Source organism: Rheinheimera salexigens (assembly GCF_001752395.1).
Lineage (GTDB): Bacteria > Pseudomonadota > Gammaproteobacteria > Enterobacterales > Alteromonadaceae > Alishewanella > Alishewanella salexigens.
Map to the genome: position 1 here is coordinate 3,142,470 of NZ_MKEK01000001.1, position 21,843 is coordinate 3,164,312.

Here is a 21,843-nt window from a genome sequence, read left to right on the forward strand (position 1 = left end):
GATCATTTATCGCAAAATAAGCAACGAGCATTTAGCATTACAAATCATGCTGGTTGTGGTGCTGCCGACAATAAACTGCCTAATCCGTGAATGACCATAAGCACCCATTACCATCATATCTATAAGATGCTGTTGCTGATATTCATTTAAAACTTGTTCAGGATCACCATCAATAATTGCGCTTTTAGTTTTAAAACCGGCTTGTTGCAACTGTAACGTGGCCGCGGCTAACAGGTTACGGTTAGCCTCGTTTTCATCTCCCGCCATCACAATATGTACCGGTAAACCTTGGGCAAAAGGGCTATTGGCTAACGTGGCTAAACATTTTTCTGCTGTGGCACTACCATCAAAAGCTAACATAATCCGTTTTGGTTCAATGTAAGCTTGCTGGGTCAATAAAATCGGCGTGCTAACACTGCGGATCACCCGTTCAACATGTAAGCCAATATGGCCATGCTCTTCAGCACTACTAAAACCCCGCTTACCCATTACAACTAATCGGCTTTCGTCTTGCATTGCCACTAGGGTTTCTACTAATTGACCATGTCGCAAGCGCTGATCAACATCAGTCACGCCCGCTTGCTGAGCACGTGCAGTTGCCGCCTCTAAAATATGTCGACCACGCTCCATGGCTAATTTGCCATGTTTTTCATCTAACTCAGCCAATTGCTGTAACAATAACTCTTGCGAGCCTAAACCAATACTGCCACTTAAATCTGGCGTATGGGTATGCTGGGCTTTATCTAAGACATGAATAACTGACATTGCCGCCTGTAATTTTTTAGCCGCCCATACTGCATAATCACATATTGCTTCGGCATAAGGTGAAGCGTCGATACATGCCATAATTCTTTTTGTCATAACTTGCTCCTGCATACCATTTAATGATTAATTAATTTCGCCATATCGTCCGGTTGATTATGGACTGCAAATTTATCCACTAAAGTGGCACTGGCTTCATTTAATCCGACTAACTCCACTACTGTGCCTTCGCGCCGAAATTTAATCACCACTTTATCTAATGAACTTATCGCGGTGATATCCCAAAAATGCGCTTGGCTTAAATCTATGGTCACTTTTTCTATCGCTTCTTTAAAATCGAAGCCAGCAACAAATTGCTCTGCTGAGGTAAAGAACACTTGGCCAACCACTTTATAATCACGCTGTTTGTTTTGGTTTGATAACTTAGAGCTGATATATAAAATGCGACCCACTTTGCTCGCAAAAAATAAAGCACTTAACAACACGCCAACAAAAACACCATACGCCAAATTATGGGTAAACACGGTAACTAATACTGTCGCAATCATTACAATACTCGAGCTGGCTGGATTCGTTCTAATATCTTTTATCGACGACCAACTAAAGGTACCAATAGACACCATTATCATAATAGCGACTAATGCAGCCATTGGGATCATGCCGACCCAAGCATCCAGAAATACCACCATTATTAATAATATAATACCGGCTAATAACGTTGATAACCGAGTACGGCCACCCGATTTTACGTTAATAACCGATTGACCAATCATGGCACAACCAGCCATACCACCAATTAAACCTGAACCAATATTCGCCACACCTTGGCCGACACATTCACGATTCTTATTACTGCTGGTGTCAGTTAAATCATCAATAATAGTGGCGGTCATTAACGACTCTAGAATACCTACCACCGATAACGCTAAGGCGTAAGGGAAGATAATGGTTAATGTCTCAAAATTCAGCGGCACATCTGGCCAGAGGAAAATAGGTAAGGTATCCGGCAATTCACCCATATCTGCTACAGTGCGAATATCGATGCCAAAATACAAAGCTAACGAGGTTAATACCACGATGCAGATTAACGGTGAGGGTATTTTTTTGGTTATATACGGAAATAAATAGATAATCATCAAGCCTAGCGCCGTCATACCATAGACCATGTTGCTGCCATGTTGACCAATTAACTCAGGCATTTGCGCCATAAAAATTAAGATTGCTAAGGCATTTACAAAGCCCGTTACCACTGAGCGCGACACAAAGCGCATTAAATCGCCCAGCTTAAAAATACCAAAAACAACTTGTAGCACACCGGTTAATAAAGTTGCTGCCAGTAAATATTGCAAACCATGCTCGCGAACTAAGGTCACCATTACTAACGCCATAGCGCCAGTAGCAGCAGAGATCATCGCAGGACGGCCACCAGCAAAAGCGGTTATAACTGCAATACAAAACGACGCATATAAACCGACTTTCGGGTCAACACCGGCAATAATTGAAAAAGCAATGGCTTCAGGGATCAGAGCTAAGGCGACCACTAAAGCGGCAAGCACATCACCACGTATATTTGAAAACCAATGTTGTTTTAAATAATTGAGCATATTAGGTACTTAAGCTGGCAAAATGACCGCGAATTCTAGCAAATTACCGTGCAAATCGCCACTGCCAATACAGGTATGTCAAGACAATCTAAACCGGCAAACCTTCACGATGAAACTGCACCCCACCGCATTGACTGCAGGCTAATAGCTCTGCTGGGTGAGTATAATCAATATGCTGTAAGCACTTACTGCAGCGATAACGGGCCATTCCGACAATTTCACCCTGATAATAAACACCGTTATGTTTAAAGTCTTGGGCTAACTCTTGCCATTCCACCTGGCTTTTATCGGTAATTGAGCTGAGCTCTTGCCATAAGGCTTCAGGCCATAATGACGGTGCAGTGCTTGTTTCTGCATTGCTGGTAGATGGTATACTGCTAGTTGCTGCGCTTGCAGCGGGTGTATTTTCAATTAAAGGAGTTTCTGACTGGTGATCAATTTGATCATTCTCTTGCCACTGCCGCTTTAAGGTTTCGACAAACAACTGGGTTTCGTATGCACTTAAATCACGACCCGCTTTTAAATAAGCTTTTAATTGCTCAATAACATCAATCATATTTTCAAGCTGCTGCTCTTCAGCCTGTTGTAAGGTAGCAGTAAAATCAGTTAACCATTGCTGATACTTTTGTTTTAGACTTTGCATTCACTATTCCTTAGACATTGTTGTTTAAAGATAATTACTTAGCGATAATTGCTTCGAAAAATTACATAGAAAAGGCATCTACAATCAGTATAGTTCTTGAATAAAAAAAAGCAGCTATATCAACTGCTTTTAAACCTTAGCTAGTAGGTTACTGGTCGCAACTAAGTTTAATTTGCTCCATCGTTGAATTAATAAAATCTTGGTCAACAGCAAAACCTGCCTCTTGGTTTCTTAATTGGTAATTTTCTACTTCGCAGGCAACATTACGTTTAATTCTAAGTAAAGCAGCGTCATAACTATCTACTTGTTTTAATTGCTCTAAAACATGTATTGACTCATGAATTTTAACTTTCATTTGCCATTTATAATAATCATATTGCTGGTACATGATTGCAACAACCAGCCCCAACATAAAGCAAGCAATGCCAACCAAGCCGAATTTAAAAGCCGTTTTGCCTACCATATTCCTGCATCCTTGTGACTAGATAAGTGTATTACGCTAGATTTTTGTTAATTACACTTTAATTAAAATGGCTAATTTCACTCTATTCAAGACAGTAAGCCTTCGCTAAATAAGAAGCAAGTACTAGCGATTACGCAGCAAGGATATTTTGATGATAAATAGCAGCTTATCGATATTTTTAAGCCAATTATAATATCTAACCCTAAGCCAATATTTAATTAATCTACGCCCGCACATTAGTTAGCCTTAAAACCATGCCGTTCTTGTTGTCAATACGTTGCTGCGGTATGCTATAGGTACTTTTTGCTGCAATAACAGCAGCTGTATTAACCCCATTTTTTGGAAGACCTTAATGCAAGAACAATACAACCCGCAGCAGATTGAAATCGCTCTGCAGCAAGAGTGGGAACAAACCCAAGCTTTTAAAGTGACAGAGGACGAGACCAAAGAAAAATTTTACTGTCTGTCTATGTTCCCTTATCCCAGCGGTCGCTTGCATATGGGCCATGTGCGCAACTACACCATTGGTGATGTGGTGAGTCGTTTTCAGCGCATGCAAGGCAAAAATGTTATGCAGCCTATGGGTTGGGATGCCTTTGGTTTACCCGCAGAAAATGCCGCTATTAATAATAATACTGCGCCAGCAAAGTGGACCTACGAAAACATTGACTATATGCGTACCCAGCTAAAACGCTTAGGTTTTGGTTATGATTGGGATCGCGAATTTGCCACCTGTAAACCAGAGTATTACAAGTGGGAACAATGGTTTTTTACTAAGCTATATGAAAAAGGCTTAGTCTATAAAAAAATGGCCACCGTAAACTGGGATCCGGTTGATCAGTGCGTATTAGCTAACGAGCAAGTGATTGATGGTCGCGGTTGGCGCTCAGGGGCTTTAGTTGAGCAACGTGAATTAGCCCAATGGTTTATCAAGATCACCGATTATGCTGAACAACTATTAGCCGACCTAGACCAACTAGACGGTTGGCCAGAGCAAGTTAAAACCATGCAAAAAAACTGGATTGGTCGCTCTGAAGGCGTTGATATCATTTTTGATATTGCCAATAGTAGTGAGCAACTTTCGGTTTACACCACCCGCCCTGACACCCTGTATGGCGTTACCTATGTTGCCGTAGCGGCACAACACCCTTTAGCCTTAGCCGCAGCAAAAAACAATGCTGAATTAGCGGCATTTATTGCCGACTGTAAAGGCGGTAAATTGGCCGAAGCAGAGTTGGCAACCTTAGACAAAAAAGGTTGTGCTACGGGTATATTTGCCGTGCATCCATTAACCGGTGAGCAAGTGCCGGTATGGGTAGCTAACTTTGTATTAATGGATTATGGCTCTGGTGCAGTGATGTCTGTACCGGCACATGATCAGCGCGATTATGAGTTTGCTAACAAATATAATTTACCCATTAAACAAGTAATCACAGCTGCTGATGCTGTTCAAGATAGCCCTGAGAATGGTCATCAACTTAGCGATATCAGCACTGAAGCTTTTACCGACAAAGGCATCTTAATTAATTCGGCAGAATTTAATGGTTTAGATTTCGAGCATGCCTTCACCGCTATTGCGGCTAAGTTAAAAGCTGATAACCGTGGCGAAGTAAAAGTAAATTACCGTCTACGTGACTGGGGCGTTTCACGCCAGCGTTATTGGGGTACGCCTATCCCCATGCTAAACCTAGCTGATGGTAGTCAAGTGCCAGTGCCAGAAGATCAACTGCCGGTGCTGTTGCCGGAAGATGTGGTAATGGATGGCGTTACCTCGCCGATAAAATCTGATCCTGAATGGGCCAGAACTAGCTATAACGGCATGGAAGCGTTTCACGAAACAGACACCTTTGATACCTTTATGGAATCAAGCTGGTACTACGCCCGTTACTGTAGCCCAGATAGTGATAAGGCCATGCTAGACCCAGCCAAAGCTAACTACTGGTTACCGGTTGATCAATATATTGGTGGTATAGAACACGCTATATTGCACTTATTATATGCCCGTTTCTTCCATAAGTTGTTGCGTGATGTTGGCTTAGTCAACTCTGATGAACCGTTTAAACACCTGTTATGCCAAGGTATGGTGTTAGCTGAAACTTTTTATCGTGAAACAGACAATGGTGGTAAACAATGGATTTCACCGCAAGATGTTACGGTACAACGCGATGAAAAAGGCCGTATAACATCATCAATTTTAACCAGCGATGGCCAACCGGTTATGTCTTCTGGCATGAGCAAGATGTCAAAGTCGAAAAATAACGGTATTGACCCGCAAAAAGTAATCGATCAGTACGGTGCTGATACCGTACGCTTATTTATGATGTTTACCGCACCACCAGAGCAAACGTTAGAATGGTCTGACTCTGCGGTTGAAGGTTCACATCGCTTTATTAAGCGCGTTTATGCCCTAGTCGCTAATTTTGTTAAAGCCGGTAAGGTGGCTGAACTTAATTTAACCGCACTTAACTCTGAGCAAAAAATATTACGCCGCGAGCTACATAAAACCATTACTAAAGTATCCGATGATATTGGTCGGCGTTATACCTTTAATACTGCTATTGCGGCAGTGATGGAATTATCTAATAAGCTACAAAAAGCCAGTTTAGTCACCGAGCTAGACCGTGCTGTTATGCAAGAAGCCTTATTAGCCACATTACAAATGTTAAACCCTATGATCCCGCACGTAGCGCAATATTTATGGCAGCAACTTGGCCAAAAACAACATATTGAGCAAAGCCAATGGCCAGTAGTCGATACTAACGCCTTAGTTGAAGATGAAAAGCTGGTAGTGGTGCAAGTGAACGGTAAAGTGCGCGGTAAAGTAACAGTTGCTGCCAGTGCCGATCAAGAAAGTGTGCTAAATAGCGCTAAAGCAGATGACAATGTGGGTCGCCACTTAGAAGGTGTGACTATTCGTAAAGTGATATATGTACCAGGAAAGTTACTTAACTTGGTGGTTGGCTAATATGGCCCGCGCGTTAGGCTTACTGATACTGGCGAGCAGTTTACTGCTCACCAGTTGTGGCTTTCATTTACGGGGTAACCTACCGCTAAGCCATTTTCCAGCTATGTATATTCAAAGTGATCGCCACTCAGAATTAGCTCAATTAGTCAGTGCTAAGTTACAGCATAATAAAGTGCAGTTGTTGGATAGCATGCAACAAACTGCACCTATGCTGCAGCTGGTAAGCGACTCATTAGAACGGCGAACCTTATCGTTATTTCCAAACGGCCAAGTAGCAGAATATGAACTGATCTATAAAGTGCGGTATGCGTTAACGATGCCAGATGCTGAACCGCAATTTTATCAGTTTGAATTATTCCGCGACTATCAAGACGACCCTAATCAGGCGCTGGCTAAAGCTAAAGAGCTGGATTTGATGCTAGGCGAGCTACGTGAACAAGCCGCTAATCGCATACTTCGTCAATTATCGCGGCTGCATTAATGCAAAAGCTGTATGCCAATCAACTGGCAACTCATTTACAACAGCCTTTAGCCGGCTGTTATTTGATTTTTGGTGAAGAACCCTTACAAAAGTTAGAAGCAATTGATGCGCTACGGTTAGCGGCTAAAGCGCAAGGCTTTTCAGAGCGCATCAGTTTAGTGGCCGATGCGCAATTTGATTGGCAACAGCTGGAAGCAGAACTGCAAGCCATGTCGCTATTTTCTGAGCGGCGCTTAATTGAGTTAGAACTCGCGCAGCAAAAATTAAGCCCTGCTGCCAATGACAGCCTAAAGCGGCTGCCCGATTTATTAAACCCTGATATCGTGTTGCTAATCCATGGTGAACGTGGCCTAAATGATGTCAGTAAGCTAGTGTGGTTTAAGCAACTGCAAACTCACGCCGTACAAGTCGGCATTTATCAGCTAGATGATAAACAAAGCCAGCAATGGCTAAATCAGCGTGCACGACAACTGCAACTACAGCTAACACCTGATGCCATAGCCTTATTACAACACCATTGTGCCAGTAACTTACTCGCGGCCAGACAAGAATTAGAAAAGCTGGCACTTAGCGGTATTAAGCAAACCATAGACGCCGCAGTATTAGAGCAATTTTTGGCTGACCATTCGCATTTTACGGTGTTTCAATTAGTGGATGCCATGCTTGCAGGCCAAGCCGACGAAGCCCTACATCGTTTACAGCGCTTACATCAGCAAGATATTGAGCCGGTTATTATTGCTTGGCAATTGCAAAAAGAAGTGCTGCAATTACAACAGCTGCAGCAAAGCCAACAACCTTTAGCGCAAACCTTTAAGCAACTGGCTATTTGGCCTAAGCGGCAACCGCAATATCAACAAGCCTTAGCCCGCTTGCCCGCTAAGTGGTTAGATTTTTTGTTGCTTGAATTAGCAGCGTTCGATCGGTTATATAAAAGCGGCCAGCTTAATAATACCGAAATTGCCTTAAGCCACTTAGTGCTGTTGTTTATTACACCGGTGGCAAAAAACTTTAGCTTACAACAGGCACAATATGACTAAGCAGATTAATTTGCTCGGTGGTACTTTTGATCCTATCCACATTGGTCACATTGGCATTGCCCGCGCGGTGGCTAAAGAGTGCCATTTAAACCGGGTTGATCTGATGCCGTGCCATTTACCACCACATCGACAAAGCCCTGGTGTCAGCGCAGAGCATAGATTGAATATGGTTAAGTTAGCCACTGCCCCCTACCCTGAGTTAGGCGTAGAGAATATTGAGCTAAAACGTACCACGCTGTCTTACACCGCTGAGACAATTAGACTATTACGCCAGCAGCATCCATCAGCTACCCTGAATTTAATTATTGGTATGGACTCGCTAACGCGGTTTTGTAGTTGGCATCAATGGCAAACTATTCTTAATCATGCCAATTTAATTGTCTGCCGCCGTCCTGGTTATACTGTTGAACAAGGCGATGCTGCTAAGCTTTTAGCCCAATATCGCTGTCAGTCTTTAGCCCAATTTCAACAACAACAAAATGGTAGTATCTGGCTTAGTGCAAACGATATGATCCCAATTTCGGCTACCGAGTTACGCATGGCGTTACAGCAACAACAACCGGTACAAAAATGGTTAACCACGGATGTACTCGGTTACATTCGGCAACACCAGCTCTATCAAGGCTTAAACTAAAAACGATTAGCACAGGTATAAAGTATTGCTTAGGCTTTTTATGTTAAAATACCTGCTTAAACATTAAATGAGGAATTAGGGTGCAATCCAGCGAACTATTGAGTTTTATTATCGATAAAGCCGACGATATGAAAGGTCGCGATATCATAACAGTAGATGTTAGAGATAAATCGACGGTCACTGACTATATGGTAGTGTGTTCGGGAACTTCTACCCGCCATACTAAGTCTATAGCTACTTATATTGCCAATGAAATGAAAAAAGTTGATGTGCAAGCTTTAGGCATGGAAGGTCAGGCTTCAGGGGATTGGGTTCTGCTAGATATGGGCAGCGTTGTACTCCATGTCATGATTGACGAAATGCGTCAGCATTATCAATTAGAAAAACTTTGGGATGCCTAATACCGCATGAAGTTAACCATTATCGCCGTTGGCAGTAAAATGCCCGCTTGGGTTCAGCAAGGCTATGAAGAATACGCCCGACGTTTTACCCGTGATATGCCACTGGAGCTCATTGAAATTGCAGCTGGTAAACGCGGTAAAAATGCCGATATTAAACGTATCCTTGAGCAAGAAGGCGAAAAAATGCTCGCTGCTGTTGGTAAAGGCTGCAAAATAGTGACCCTAGAAGTAACTGGGCACAATTGGAGCAGCCCGCAGTTAGCGGCAAAATTGGTTGAATGGCAACATGACGGTAGAGATATCTGTTTACTAGTGGGTGGCCCTGAGGGTTTATCACCCAACTGTATTGCAGCCAGTGAAGAAAAATGGTCTCTATCGGCGTTAACCCTGCCGCATCCCATGGTTCGCGTTGTGTTAGCGGAAAGCTTATATCGCGCTTGGAGCATTAGTACTAACCACCCTTATCATCGCGAGTAAAGATGTTAAAAAAGCGCGTCGCTATAAAAGATCTCGCTGCCGAAGCCCGCTTATTTAATCAGCGGGCTGTTGTTGCTATTGTTATAGTATTCCTATTGTTTTTCGTCGTTATTTATAATCAATATCAACTGCAAATTGTGTCCTATCAAGATTATCAAACCCGCTCTGAAGGTAACCGAATTAAAGTGGTGCCCTTGGCACCAAACCGGGGCCTTATTTATGATCGCAGCGGTATTTTATTAGCCGAAAACCGGCCAGTATTTTCATTAGAACTGGTGCCTGAGCAAATCAGCGATATGACGAATACCTTAGCTGAACTAGCCACACTTATCGTCATTAGTGACGAGCAACAACAAAATTTTTTACAACAAGTAAAACAACAGCGCCGATTTAATAGTATCGCTTTAAAAGAATTATTAAATGATGATGAAGTGGCGATTTTAGCCGCGAACCAGCACCGTTTTAACGGTGTATCGGTAGAAGCACGTTTAAGCCGTTACTATCCTTTTGCGGACTTATTTACCCATGCAATTGGCTATATAGGTAAGATTAATCGCCGAGAATTACAGCAATTAGATGCATCGGGTGAATTAGCCAATTATGCGGCCTCTCGCGATATTGGTAAAATAGGCCTAGAGCGTTTTTATCAACAACAACTGCATGGCACTATGGGTTATCAAGAAGTTGAGGTCAATAATCGCGGTCGCACCATTCGTGTCTTACGCTCCGTTCCTGCAGTGTCAGGACAAAACATTCAACTCGGTTTAGATGTTGGTTTACAATTAACGGCGCAGCAAGTATTAAAACAACATCGCGGTGCTATTGTTGCGCTTGACCCGCGCGATGGCGCGGTCATGGCGTTTTATAGTAACCCAAGTTACGATCCTAACTTGTTTGTGCGCGGTATCAGTAACACCAATTATAATCAGCTACTAAATTCCCGTGACCGACCACTAATTAATCGGGTTACTCAGGGGGTGTATCCACCTGCGTCTACTATTAAACCGCATTTAGCCTTACTCGGCTTAGAAACCAATACCATTAACACCAGTACAAAAATTTGGGATCCCGGTTTTTATAATTTACCTAACAGTGACCATAAGTTTCGCGATCACTTACGCTGGGGGCATGGTTGGGTAGACTTATATACGGCTGTTATTAAAAGTTGTGATACTTATTTTTACGATCTTGGCGTCAAGCTAGGCATAGATCGCATTTCTGAATATATGCGCAAAATGGGCTTTGGCGAGAAAACCGGTATTGATATTTTAGAAGAAAGCAGTGCCAACATGCCCTCTAGAGGCTGGAAACGAGCACGGTATAACCAACCTTGGTATCCCGGTGATACCGTACCGCTTAGCATTGGCCAAAGCTATTGGACCACGACTCCGTTGCAGCTAACATTGGCAACATCTGTGCTAATAAATAAAGGCATGTTAGCAACACCACATTTGGTTACCGCTTTTACTACTGACGATAGCAGTACACCAAACTCCCCTGCATTAGTACCCGCCATTGATGTGGTTAATAGTAAAAACTGGGAGACGGTAATGGACACTATGCATAAAACCGTCAGTACCTTAGGGGGCACTGCGCATAGAGCTTTTATTGGTGCCGAATATCAAGCTGCCGGTAAAACGGGTACTGCCCAAGTGGTTAATATTGCTCAAGATGAAAAGTATGATGCCGAAGCTATTGACGAAAGACATCGTGACAATGCCATGCATATTGGCTACGCACCTTACGATAAACCGACAATTGTCGTCGTGGTGGCTTTAGAAAATGCTGGCGGTGGTGGCAGTATCGCTGCGCCCATAGCACGGCAATTATTAGATTATTATTTTTCGGCTGGCGTGAATCAAAATGAATAAACACTTTAGCCATGCACCACCAGCAAACTTATTAAGCCGATTCCATTTAGATTTACCGTTATTATTGGGTTTATTGGCCTTAATGGGCTTTGGCTTAGTGGTGCTTTATAGTGCCTCTGGCCAAAATATTGACATGGTTGAAGGCCAAATTATCCGGTTAGCAATCGCCTTGATTACCATGTTGGTATTTGCCCAAATAAAACCGCAAACCTTGATGCGCTGGTCATTTCCAGTATTTTTATTCGGTTTATGCTTACTGATAGCCGTATTATTGTTTGGCCATGTAGGTAAAGGCGCTCAACGCTGGTTAAATTTAGGTTTTATGAAGTTTCAACCCTCAGAGTTAATGAAGCTAGCAGTGCCTATGGCAGTAGCGTGGTTTATTTCATCGCATAGTTTACCCTCTAAGTTACGTCATTTAGCCGGTGGTTTTTTAATGTGCTTAATCCCGACGTTATTAATCGCTAAACAACCGGACTTAGGCACCTCTATTTTAATTGCTACTGCGGGTGTTTTTGTACTTTTTCTTGCAGGTATGAGCTGGCGGCTTATCGCAGTTGTCTCAACGGCTATAGCAGCCTTTGCACCCGTATTATGGTTGTTTTTAATGCGTGATTATCAACGCCAACGGGTACTAACTTTTTTAAATCCAGAAAGCGATCCACTTGGTTCTGGCTATCATATTATTCAATCTAAAATTGCCATTGGTTCGGGTGGCTTAGAGGGTAAAGGCTGGTTGCAGGGTACCCAATCTCAGTTGGAGTTTTTACCTGAGCGTCATACCGACTTTATTTTTGCCGTACTTAGTGAAGAATTTGGTTTAACCGGTGTGCTTATTTTATTAAGCATTTATCTGTTTATTATTAGTCGTTGCATGATTATTTCTAGTCGAGCTCAAGACAGCTACGGAAAATTAGTCGCCGGTAGCTTTACTTTAACGTTTTTTGTCTATGTTTTTGTTAATATAGGCATGGTATCAGGGCTTTTACCTGTAGTAGGTGTGCCCTTGCCCCTTGTCAGTTACGGTGGCACCTCTATGGTGACCTTGATGGCAGCTTTTGGTGTAATTATGTCAGTGAGTACACATAAACGAATGTTGGCAACTCTATAATGATTAACAGAATGAAAATAATTTTTAGCTTAGCAATGCTCGTGTCTATTGTTGCCTGTAGCAGTAAGCCTCAGCCTATAGCGCCAAAGCCAGCCGAACCTAATGCCGGTCGTTATCAGCAGCAAACTGATAGTATACCTGAGCGCCTACCCACCTATTTAGAAATGACCGACCCTACGCCGCAAACTGAGCAGCTTAGCCGCGGCGGTAATAAACCGTATCAATTATTTGGTCAACATTATACGCCTTTGGTACAAGTGTTAGATCATGACGAAGTGGGAATGGCTTCTTGGTATGGCAATAAATTTCATGGCCATTTAACCTCTAATGGCGAAACCTATAATATGTTTGCTATGACCGCCGCGCATAAAACACTACCTTTGCCTTCTTATGTTAAGGTGACTAACTTAGATAATATGAAATCAGCCATAGTCCGCGTTAACGATCGTGGCCCTTTCCATCGTGATAGAATAATAGACTTATCATATTCTGCAGCCCATAAACTTGATATGCTAAAGCAAGGTACAGCAAGAGTTCAGTTGCAGTTATTACAATCGCCAGCCATGCTTGCTGCTGCGCAAACACCTGAACAGTGTTTTATTCAAGTATTTGCAAGTGCTGACAGTAAAAAATTAAACCAATTACAGCATCAACTTAAACAACAACAGCTCCCCAGCGAAATTCGTCCTGCGGAAGGAATTTATCGGTTATTGGTTGGTCCAACAACAAATAAGCAACAAGCTCAGCAATGGCTGCAACACTTGCGCCGCAATGATTACCCCAGTGCCTATTATTTTGATAGCCACTGGTGTAGTTAACCATGCGTACTACATTCACTTATTATTAAAAGAACAGGTATTATGAATAGTTATAGTCATCTTTTTACTGTCGCCGCCATATCTATGGCAAGTATCAGCATTAGTTTGCCGGCATTAGCCCAAGTAATGATCCCGCAAGCGCCTGAAGTGGCAGCAAAAGGCCATATTTTAATTGATTTTGATACCCAAAAAGTGTTGGCCGAATCTAATGCAGATGCCTCTTTAGCACCTGCCAGCTTAACCAAAATGATGACTAGTTATGTTATCGGTGTTGAGCTAAAAAAAGGTAATATCAAAAACGACGACATGGTCACCATCAGTGAAAAGGCTTGGGCCAAAAACTTTCCTGGTTCGTCATTAATGTTTATTGAAGTGGGCACTCAAGTGTCCGTTGCTGATTTAAACCGCGGTATTATTATTCAATCAGGTAATGATGCTTGTGTGGCTATGGCCGAACATATCGCAGGTAGCGAACAAGCTTTTGTCGATTTAATGAATGCTCATGCCCAGCGCTTAGGTATGCATAATAGTCATTTTGGCAATAGCCATGGTTTACCGACTGCCGAGCATTATACTACGCCTCGCGATATGGCTATTTTGGCCGCTGCTCTGGTGAGAGATGTGCCTGAAGAATATGCTATCTATGCCGAAAAAGAATTTACTTATAATAATATTAAGCAATATAACCGTAATTCTTTATTGTGGGATCGTAGCTTAGAAGTAGATGGCATTAAAACCGGCCATACTAATGAAGCAGGTTTTAGTTTAATTACATCAGCTACTCGTGATGGTATGCGTTTAGTATCAGTGGTTATGGGCACCTCTAATGAGCGTGCTCGGCAAACTGAAAATAAAAAATTATTAACATATGGCTTTCGCTTTTTCGAAACTATTACCGCTTATCCTGCCGGGGAAGTGTTTGCAGAGCAGCGTATTTGGCAAGGCGATAAAGAAAACATCCAATTGGGCATTTTAAACCCAGTACAGCTGACTATTCCGCGTGGTCAACGCAAAAATCTTAAAGCAGATTTCACCTTGAATCAGCAACTATTGGCCCCCATTACTAAAGGCGAGCAAGTTGGCACCGTATTTTTAAAGCTGAACAATGAAGATGTTGCAACCTATCCGTTAGTGGCACTAGAAGATGTTGCTAAGGGTGGTTTCTTCAGCCGCATGGTTGATTATATTAAAATGCAGTTTTAATTAATCTGAGAAAACCGCTTCCGTTATTATCACGGCATAACGTGATAAATATGAATCCCGGCTTTAGCCGGGTTCTTTGTTATAATTAGGCTGTAAAGGGTTAAAGTTAATCCATTTTAAAGCACAGAGATTGTAAAATGAGTAAAATAGTTAAAGACACCAAATTTGATCAATATTTAGATTTTCCCTGCAACTTTAGTTTTAAAGTATTAGGCTTAGCAGATGAGCGTTTAGTTGATTTAGTGATGACAGTAATCCGTCAGCATACTGAAGCCGGTGATTATAGCCCAACCGTTAAGCCTAGCGCTAAAGGCAATTACCACTCAGTTGCAGTTAATGTCACCGTTACCAGTAAAGATCATATCGAATTACTGTATACCGAACTTGGCAAAATTGAGTTAGTTCGTTACGTTTTATAGATCACAGTCGGTTTACTGCTGTTCGTATTCAGGCCATAACACGGTATAATGCTGCCAGTTTTCAACGAACGGGTAAACCTTGTGCATAGCGATAGCATCTGTAATCAGTTAATCATTAGAGATCTAGGCATAGAATGCTATACCAATGTATGGCATGCCATGCAGGATTTTACTGATCAACGTGATGCCGCAACCTTAGACCAACTTTGGCTATTAGAGCATCAACCAATATTCACCCAAGGCCAAGCCGGAAAAGCAGAACATCTGTTGTTTACAGGCGATATCCCGGTAGTCAAAGTCGATAGAGGCGGTCAGGTTACTTATCATGGCCCGGGGCAATTGGTCGTCTATGTATTATTAGATCTAAAGCGACGTAAACTTGGTGTAAGACATCTGGTCACGCTGATAGAGCAAGTATTAGTAAGCCTACTGCAAAGCTATAATATTAATGCTTATGCAAAATCTGATGCTCCTGGCGTTTACGTTGATGAAGCAAAAGTAGCCTCTTTAGGGTTACGCGTCCGCAAAGGTTGCACCTTTCATGGTTTAGCACTAAACGTTAATATGGATTTAACGCCATTTACGCGCATTAATCCTTGCGGTTACGCTGGGATGCAAATGGTACAATGCAAAGATTTAAACGGCCCACAAACCGTTGCAGAAGCTAAACAACGAATAGTGCAGTGTTTCGAGCAACAACTGCAGGTAACTAAGCTGCACCACACAACAGGGTTGAATTGGCAAAATGACTAAAACAGCACGTATGGAACCAGGCGTTAAATTACGTGACGCCGCTAAAATGGCCTTGATCCCAGTCAAGGTATTGCCTACTGAGCCAGAAGAAATGCTGCGCAAACCAGCATGGCTAAAAATTAAATTACCCAAAAGCTCAGAGCGTATAGATCAAATTAAAGGCGCGATGCGCAAGCATGGGTTACATTCAGTGTGTGAAGAAGCCGCCTGCCCTAATTTAACCGAATGCTTTAATCACGGTACTGCCACCTTTATGATTTTAGGCGCTATTTGTACTCGACGTTGCCCATTTTGTGATGTCGCTCATGGTCGTCCATTACCGCCAAGTGCTGAAGAACCGGAAAAATTAGCCTTAACCATTCGTGATATGGCGCTTAAATATGTAGTCATTACTTCAGTAGACCGTGATGACTTACGCGATGGCGGTGCTAAACACTTTGCCGAATGTATCGCTGCTATTCGTAAATATAATCCAGAGATTAAAATTGAAGTTTTAGTACCTGATTTTCGTGGCAGAATGGACGCGGCGCTAGAAATTTTAGTGGATACGCCGCCAGATGTATTTAATCACAATTTAGAAACCGCTCCACGCTTGTATAAATTAGCACGGCCGGGAGCTGACTATAAATGGTCATTACAGTTATTACAGCGTTTTAAAGCCGCCCATCCAGGTATTGCCACTAAATCTGGATTAATGGTCGGTTTAGGTGAAACTACTGAAGAGCTAATCGAAGTTTTAAAAGACTTACGTCAACATGATGTAGATATGTTAACCATTGGCCAATATCTACAACCCAGTAAACACCACTTACCGGTTAAGCGTTATATGCCACCTGCAGAGTTTGACGAAATAAAGCGAATTGCTTATGAGTTAGGCTTTAAACATGTCGCGAGTGGTCCATTTGTGCGCTCTAGCTATCATGCAGATCGCCAAGCCGCGGGTGAAGAAATTATTAGTTACAGTACGCCATAATCTGCTAGTCAGAACAAGATGCTGCGCTTTAGCAATAAAGCGCTATGCTTATAACGATAAAACTAGGTAGCACTATGAAGAAACGCAAGTTTAGTAGAGTCAGCTTCCATGGTATCGCGCATCTTGATATGGCAAGTTACAGTTGCGCCACTGAAGTACTTAATCTGTCTTTAAAAGGAGCTTTAGTTAAAAAGCCAACCGACTGGCCTGTGGCGTTTCCGCATAAAATGCAGTTACGAATTGTCTTAAACGACTACCCTATCGAGCTAACTATGCAAGTTAGCGTTGCCCACCAGACCGATCAAGTCTTAGGTTTACATTGTGAGGCTATTGATATTGATAGTGCCAGCCACTTTCGCCGACTATTACAATTAAATTTAGGCGATGCTGATTTACTTGATCTTGAATTACAACAATTAATTGAGCAACAAGTTAGCTGATATACATAAGCTATAAACTTAAAGCCTGCTGGGCATCCGCATAGCCGCGCTTTGAGGCTTGTTGCATAAACTGTTGCCATAACGGCCAATCTTGCTGTTGCCGTGCAAGGTAAGCAAAGTAATATTGTACTGGCATAATCTGCTCAGGTTGTTGCAACACTTTGCGCGCTAGCTGTAAATACACCGCGGGCATCTTGGCTTCATAAAATTGCATTGGATTGATTGCTGCTACTATTCTATAAGCTTGAATCCCGACTGCATTACAACTCTCAACCGCTGTTAATTCAAGTTCACTCCCCTTTAGCTGCCAATGCTGTAGATAATATTCAACTTGATTATTTAACACAATATTAGGGTGGATTAGCTCGGCATGACAGACTTGCTCTGCGCTGCTAACAGCTAATTTATATTCATCAATAAAACCCAGTAAATGGAAAAATTCATGCTGGAATAAGGCTAAAGACGCATTGTCTGGTAGTTGAATAATACCGTTGTTATAACTGGCTTTACCGCGACCAGCTATTATTACAACTTGGCTAATATCAGCCTTTGCGACCAAAGGTTCTAACGCTTGGTATTGACAAGAAATACGGGTAGCAACTTGTTCGCTGCAGTTTAATTCGGTGCTATTAACATGCTTCAAAGCAGAATAGCATACCGCTAGCTGTGATAACTGCGGGTGCTGTTGCCATTGTTGCTGTAATAGCCGCCACTGCTGGACACCGGCCAATTGAGTGGCTACTGGCTGAATAGTAACTGCACAGCCATTAGGGCTGGTATAGCCAGCTACAGTTAGTACACTGGGGTTTGTAACAACACTTGGTTCAGACCAGAAACCTAATTGCTGCTGCTGAAGTTCGCTTACCGAACTCAGTTTAAGCTGTTTTGTGGCTACAGACTGTGCTAACCAATGCGCTGTGGCTAATTTACCTTCTAAGCGCTGCTGAAGCTGCAGTGCATGGGCTAAAGCCGCGACATCACCTAACCTAGCAGCCTGTTGCAACCACTTTAAAGCGGCCACTAACTCATTACTGGCTAATCGCTTTGCCGCTAATGTATTGGCTGCACTTGCATCAGTCTGAGCTTGTTGCATTAAATGATTGTCATTACTGCTGCTGTTGTCGGTAGGCTGACAGCCTAGCAACAGCAAAAAGACAAAAAAGCCAGTAAACTGGCTTTTTTTAGATAATATCAGCTTGGCTAAGTTAAAACTCGCCATCATATTCAGCTTGTTCAGGATCACCGCGCAGTCGAGATATTTCTACTCTGGCATAGCGATGTTCAACAAATTCAAACACGTTGGTTGCTAACACTTGCTTATAATAGCTTAGTGCTTGCTCATCGCGTTGTTGGCTGTGATGCCACTTTGCAAGATAAAAATACACTTCGCACAAGCGTTCAGCTAGCATCCGCTCTGATACTAAATCTTCAGCAACAGTATTGAGTAACTCTGCTTCTGTGATTTGGCCATTAAAGAACGCCACTAAATTTGTTGACCAATTAGCTGCATCAAGTTGTAAAGCTTGCTGTTGTAACGCTACGCTGGCTTGTTCAATTGAGACTGCTGATTGGGCTAAATATAACCACAACATCCGATAAGCATCATCGGATTTAAGTTGTAAAAAGGTTTCAAAGTCACTGATAGCAAGCTCACTTTTACCGGCATAATATAACGCAATACCACGATTTAAGTAGGCATACTCATGCTCTGGTGCCAGTTCTAATGCAGAATCAAAGGCTTCATAGGCTTGGTTATATTCACCGTTAACAGTATGGTGAATACCAACAAAATTATAAGCATCCGCTAAATCAGGCTTTAAACGCAAAGCGCGTAAAAAATCTAAGCGCGCTAATGAGCGCAAACCGACACTGTCATACATCACACCACGATCATAATACAGCTGAGCTATTTGCTCTTCTGTTAATTCTGCTCGGTGTAATATTTCAGTGAGTCGCGCTATAGCAAGCTCTGTACGGTATGAAACCGCCAGTGGCTCTGGGATTAACCAGCCTTGCGGCTCAGTTTGAGTCTGTGCACAACCGCCAAGCAAAGCGGCCAGCAGCGCCAACGGCGCTAACTGGCTAGTCATGCTATTAAGCTTTATCTTCAGCATTTGCAGTGTCTGCAGCTGGTTTCTCGCTCGCTTCTTTAATACTTAAACGAACACGGCCTTGCTTATCAACTTCTAGCACTTTAACTTTAATTTTTTGGCCAACCGTTAAATGCTCAGATACGTTGTTAACACGCTCATCAGAAATTTGTGAAATATGCACTAAGCCGTCTTTGCCAGGTAATACGTTAACAAAGGCGCCGAAATCAACGATACGAACAACTTCACCTTCGTAGATAGTACCCACTTCAATTTCAGCCGTAATAGCATTGATTTTATCAATAGCAATTTGAGCTGCTTTAGCGGTAGTCGCGGCAATTTTTATGCTGCCATCATCTTCAAGTTCAATTGTACAGCCTGACTCTTCAGTAATTTGACGAATAACAGCGCCGCCTTTACCGATAACTTCACGAATTTTTTCAGGGTTAATCTTCATAGTGTAAATACGCGGTGCATATTCAGACATTTCATCACGGTGACCACTGATAGCTTGGTCCATTACGTTTAGAATATGTAAGCGCGCTGCTTTTGCTTGTTTTAACGCAATTTGCATAATTTCTTGGGTAATACCATCAATCTTAATGTCCATTTGCAGGGCAGTAATACCTTCAGTAGTACCCGCCACTTTAAAGTCCATATCGCCTAAGTGATCTTCATCACCTAAGATATCAGACAGCACAACAAAATCTTCGCCTTCTTTGACTAAGCCCATAGCGATACCCGCTACTGAAGCTTTGATTGGTACACCTGCATCCATTAATGCTAAAGATGCACCACAAACTGACGCCATAGAGCTAGAGCCGTTTGATTCTGTAATTTCAGATACAACGCGGATAGTATATGGGAAATCATTAAATTCAGGCATTACTGCTTGCATACCGCGCTTAGCTAAACGACCGTGACCAATTTCACGACGCTTAGGTGAACCGATCATGCCCGTTTCACCCACGCTGTACGGAGGGAAGTTATAATGCAACATAAAGGTATCAGTTTTAGCACTTAATAAATCGTCAACTGTTTGTGCATCACGTGCAGTACCTAAAGTAGCCGTTACTAACGCTTGCGTTTCACCACGGGTAAATAATGATGAACCATGAGTACGTGGTAACACGCCAGTCATTACACTTAAACCACGAACCATTTCTGGGTCACGGCCATCGATGCGTGGCTCACCTTTAGTAATGCGAGTACGAACAACTTGGCTTTCTAAAGCATGAAAAATATCTGAAAACTCTTGGCCGTTTATGCTGTCGTCTGCTGCTAACTCTGCAGTCAATTTCTCTAATAGCGCGGCTTTAATTTCACCAATACGCTCATAGCGTTTAGCTTTTTCTGTAATAAGGTATGCATCACCAATGTCAGCACTGGCTAACTCAGCAACTTTAGCAATTAATGGCTGGTTTTTAGCAGGTGGCTGCCAATTCCAAGCTGGTTTAGCAGCATCTGCGGCTAATTCTTTGATGCAATTAATGGCAACTTGCATTTGCTCGTGGCCATACACTACCGCGCCTAACATAACATCTTCAGATAATACGTTAGCTTCTGATTCAACCATTAATACTGCACTAGAAGTACCAGCAACAATTAAATCTAGTTTGCTGCTTACTAACTCTTCTTCTGAAGGGTTAATCACATATTGATCATTGATATAACCAACACGGGCTGCGCCGACTGGACCTGCAAATGGTAAGCCTGAAATCGCTAACGCTGCTGAAGCGCCGATTAATGCAACGATATCTGGCTGAATTTCTGGTTGCACTGATACTACAGTTGCAACGATTTGTACTTCATTAAGAAAACCTTCAGGGAATAATGGACGCAATGGGCGGTCAATTAAACGCGCAGTTAAGGTTTCACCTTCAGATGGACGACCTTCACGTTTAAAGAAACCACCTGGAATACGACCAGCAGCATACATTTTTTCTTGATAATTCACCGTAAGCGGGAAGAAATTTTGACCAGGCTTAGGTTCTTTTCTACCAACAACCGTTACAAGTACAGAGGTATCACCCATACTGGCAAGCACTGCAGCATCAGCTTGGCGGGCAATTACGCCGGTTTCTAAAGTAAATGTATGTTGGCCGAATGGGAATGATTTTACGATTGGAGTCACGTTTTGTTTCCTTTGCTTAATCGCCTAATTGCGATGTCTTATTTTTCGTTTATTTCGTTACTAGTATACTCTGTAACCAATATTAAAAGATAGTTCCATTAAAACTAAACTTATTGACACATTATGATAAAAACTAATTTTTACGCATAAAAAAGGGGCTAAAAGCCCCTTTTTTATGCAAACTACTTATTAACGGCGTAAGCCTAAGCGTTTGATTAATGTCGCGTAGCGCTCTTGGTTTTTACCTTTTAAGTAATCCAATAATTTACGACGCTGACTTACCATGCGTAACAAGCCACGACGTGAATGGTGATCGTGTTTATGTTCAGCAAAGTGGCCTTGCAAATGGGTGATAGTTGCAGTTAATAAAGCAACCTGTACTTCAGGTGAACCAGTATCGCCTTCTTTAGTTGCGTAGTCTGCAACAACTTTTGCTTTTTCTGCAGCATTTAATGACATAGATAACTCCAAATGTGAGTGAATTAAAATAACTTGTCGCCGATCACTCATTCAGCAGACAATAATTAACCGCGGCATTTTACCAGTTGCAACAGCTTTTACAAT

The 21,843-nt window shown here is 42.3% G+C and carries 22 protein-coding genes; 14 read left to right on the forward strand and 8 right to left on the reverse strand.

The features are described 5' to 3' along the window. Window positions 1–6: 6 nt before the first annotated feature. The 4 genes from BI198_RS14480 to BI198_RS14495 form a co-directional block, all read right to left on the reverse strand. Window positions 7–861 (reverse strand): universal stress protein, encoded by an 855-nt coding sequence (locus tag BI198_RS14480; protein ID WP_070050189.1) that lies wholly within the window; start codon window positions 859–861, stop codon window positions 7–9. A gap of 20 nt (window positions 862–881) precedes the next feature. After that, window positions 882–2,366: a SulP family inorganic anion transporter gene (locus BI198_RS14485; protein WP_070050190.1), complete on the reverse strand. Its 1,485-nt coding sequence runs from the start codon at window positions 2,364–2,366 to the stop codon at window positions 882–884. Window positions 2,367–2,454: 88 nt separating this feature from the next. Next, window positions 2,455–3,009, reverse strand: a complete 555-nt coding sequence (locus tag BI198_RS14490; protein ID WP_070050191.1) for a zinc ribbon-containing protein — start codon at window positions 3,007–3,009, stop codon at window positions 2,455–2,457. Window positions 3,010–3,157: 148 nt separating this feature from the next. Continuing rightward, entirely contained in the window at window positions 3,158–3,472 is a 315-nt protein-coding gene (locus tag BI198_RS14495) for a hypothetical protein (RefSeq protein WP_070050192.1), read from the reverse strand. Window positions 3,473–3,824: 352 nt separating this feature from the next. Between BI198_RS14495 and leuS the strand changes: the two genes are divergently transcribed. From leuS to BI198_RS14565, 14 genes are all read left to right on the forward strand, one after another. Next, window positions 3,825–6,437 carry a leucine--tRNA ligase gene (gene leuS / locus BI198_RS14500; protein ID WP_070050193.1) on the forward strand — a complete coding sequence of 871 codons (2,613 nt, stop codon included), beginning with the start codon at window positions 3,825–3,827 and terminating at the stop codon, window positions 6,435–6,437. A gap of 1 nt (window position 6,438) precedes the next feature. Continuing rightward, window positions 6,439–6,918, forward strand: coding sequence for an LPS-assembly lipoprotein LptE (locus BI198_RS14505; RefSeq protein WP_070050194.1), 480 nt, complete (start codon window positions 6,439–6,441; stop codon window positions 6,916–6,918). After that, a complete protein-coding gene (gene holA / locus BI198_RS14510) occupies window positions 6,918–7,955 on the forward strand; it encodes a DNA polymerase III subunit delta (RefSeq protein WP_070050195.1) in 1,038 nt (345 codons plus the stop codon). The genes BI198_RS14505 and holA overlap by 1 nt, the downstream gene beginning before the upstream one ends. Then, window positions 7,948–8,589: a nicotinate-nucleotide adenylyltransferase gene (gene nadD, locus BI198_RS14515; RefSeq protein ID WP_070050196.1), complete on the forward strand. Its 642-nt coding sequence runs from the start codon at window positions 7,948–7,950 to the stop codon at window positions 8,587–8,589. Before holA ends, nadD begins: the two co-directional genes overlap by 8 nt. Window positions 8,590–8,669: 80 nt before the next feature. Then, window positions 8,670–8,990: a ribosome silencing factor gene (gene rsfS / locus BI198_RS14520; RefSeq protein ID WP_070050197.1), complete on the forward strand. Its 321-nt coding sequence runs from the start codon at window positions 8,670–8,672 to the stop codon at window positions 8,988–8,990. A gap of 6 nt (window positions 8,991–8,996) precedes the next feature. Then, complete coding sequence (rlmH, locus tag BI198_RS14525; RefSeq protein ID WP_070050198.1) at window positions 8,997–9,467, forward strand: 23S rRNA (pseudouridine(1915)-N(3))-methyltransferase RlmH; 471 nt, start codon at window positions 8,997–8,999, stop codon at window positions 9,465–9,467. A gap of 2 nt (window positions 9,468–9,469) precedes the next feature. Beyond that, complete coding sequence (mrdA, locus tag BI198_RS14530) at window positions 9,470–11,338, forward strand: penicillin-binding protein 2 (protein WP_201243517.1); 1,869 nt, start codon at window positions 9,470–9,472, stop codon at window positions 11,336–11,338. Continuing rightward, window positions 11,331–12,449, forward strand: coding sequence for a rod shape-determining protein RodA (gene rodA, locus BI198_RS14535; RefSeq protein ID WP_070050199.1), 1,119 nt, complete (start codon window positions 11,331–11,333; stop codon window positions 12,447–12,449). Before mrdA ends, rodA begins: the two co-directional genes overlap by 8 nt. An 11-nt stretch (window positions 12,450–12,460) precedes the next feature. Beyond that, window positions 12,461–13,267 carry a septal ring lytic transglycosylase RlpA family protein gene (locus BI198_RS14540; RefSeq protein WP_201243519.1) on the forward strand — a complete coding sequence of 269 codons (807 nt, stop codon included), beginning with the start codon at window positions 12,461–12,463 and terminating at the stop codon, window positions 13,265–13,267. Window positions 13,268–13,309: 42 nt separating this feature from the next. Then, entirely contained in the window at window positions 13,310–14,470 is a 1,161-nt protein-coding gene (locus BI198_RS14545) for a serine hydrolase (protein ID WP_083256639.1), read from the forward strand. Window positions 14,471–14,607: 137 nt separating this feature from the next. Beyond that, window positions 14,608–14,889, forward strand: coding sequence for a DUF493 family protein YbeD (ybeD, locus tag BI198_RS14550; RefSeq protein WP_070050201.1), 282 nt, complete (start codon window positions 14,608–14,610; stop codon window positions 14,887–14,889). A gap of 81 nt (window positions 14,890–14,970) precedes the next feature. Next, window positions 14,971–15,642 carry a lipoyl(octanoyl) transferase LipB gene (gene lipB, locus BI198_RS14555; RefSeq protein ID WP_235605354.1) on the forward strand — a complete coding sequence of 224 codons (672 nt, stop codon included), beginning with the start codon at window positions 14,971–14,973 and terminating at the stop codon, window positions 15,640–15,642. Beyond that, a complete protein-coding gene (gene lipA / locus BI198_RS14560; protein WP_070050203.1) occupies window positions 15,635–16,615 on the forward strand; it encodes a lipoyl synthase in 981 nt (326 codons plus the stop codon). Before lipB ends, lipA begins: the two co-directional genes overlap by 8 nt. Window positions 16,616–16,689: 74 nt before the next feature. Beyond that, window positions 16,690–17,055 carry a PilZ domain-containing protein gene (locus BI198_RS14565; protein ID WP_070050204.1) on the forward strand — a complete coding sequence of 122 codons (366 nt, stop codon included), beginning with the start codon at window positions 16,690–16,692 and terminating at the stop codon, window positions 17,053–17,055. 10 nt (window positions 17,056–17,065) lie between these two features. On the opposite strand, the gene BI198_RS14570 is transcribed toward BI198_RS14565, so the two are convergent. The 4 genes from BI198_RS14570 to rpsO all read right to left on the reverse strand — a co-directional run bounded on the left by BI198_RS14570 (window position 17,066) and on the right by rpsO (window position 21,738). Beyond that, on the reverse strand, window positions 17,066–18,274 hold the full coding sequence (locus tag BI198_RS14570; RefSeq protein WP_070050205.1) for a hypothetical protein: 1,209 nt from the start codon (window positions 18,272–18,274) through the stop codon (window positions 17,066–17,068). Further along, the gene (gene nlpI / locus BI198_RS14575; RefSeq protein ID WP_070050206.1) at window positions 18,261–19,145 is read right to left on the reverse strand and encodes a lipoprotein NlpI; all 885 of its coding nucleotides are present in this window, start codon (window positions 19,143–19,145) and stop codon (window positions 18,261–18,263) included. Before nlpI ends, BI198_RS14570 begins: the two co-directional genes overlap by 14 nt. Before the next feature lie 4 nt (window positions 19,146–19,149). Then, window positions 19,150–21,279: a polyribonucleotide nucleotidyltransferase gene (gene pnp, locus BI198_RS14580; RefSeq protein WP_070050207.1), complete on the reverse strand. Its 2,130-nt coding sequence runs from the start codon at window positions 21,277–21,279 to the stop codon at window positions 19,150–19,152. A gap of 189 nt (window positions 21,280–21,468) precedes the next feature. After that, window positions 21,469–21,738 (reverse strand): 30S ribosomal protein S15, encoded by a 270-nt coding sequence (gene rpsO / locus BI198_RS14585; protein ID WP_070050208.1) that lies wholly within the window; start codon window positions 21,736–21,738, stop codon window positions 21,469–21,471. Between the last annotated feature and the right edge of the window lie 105 nt (window positions 21,739–21,843).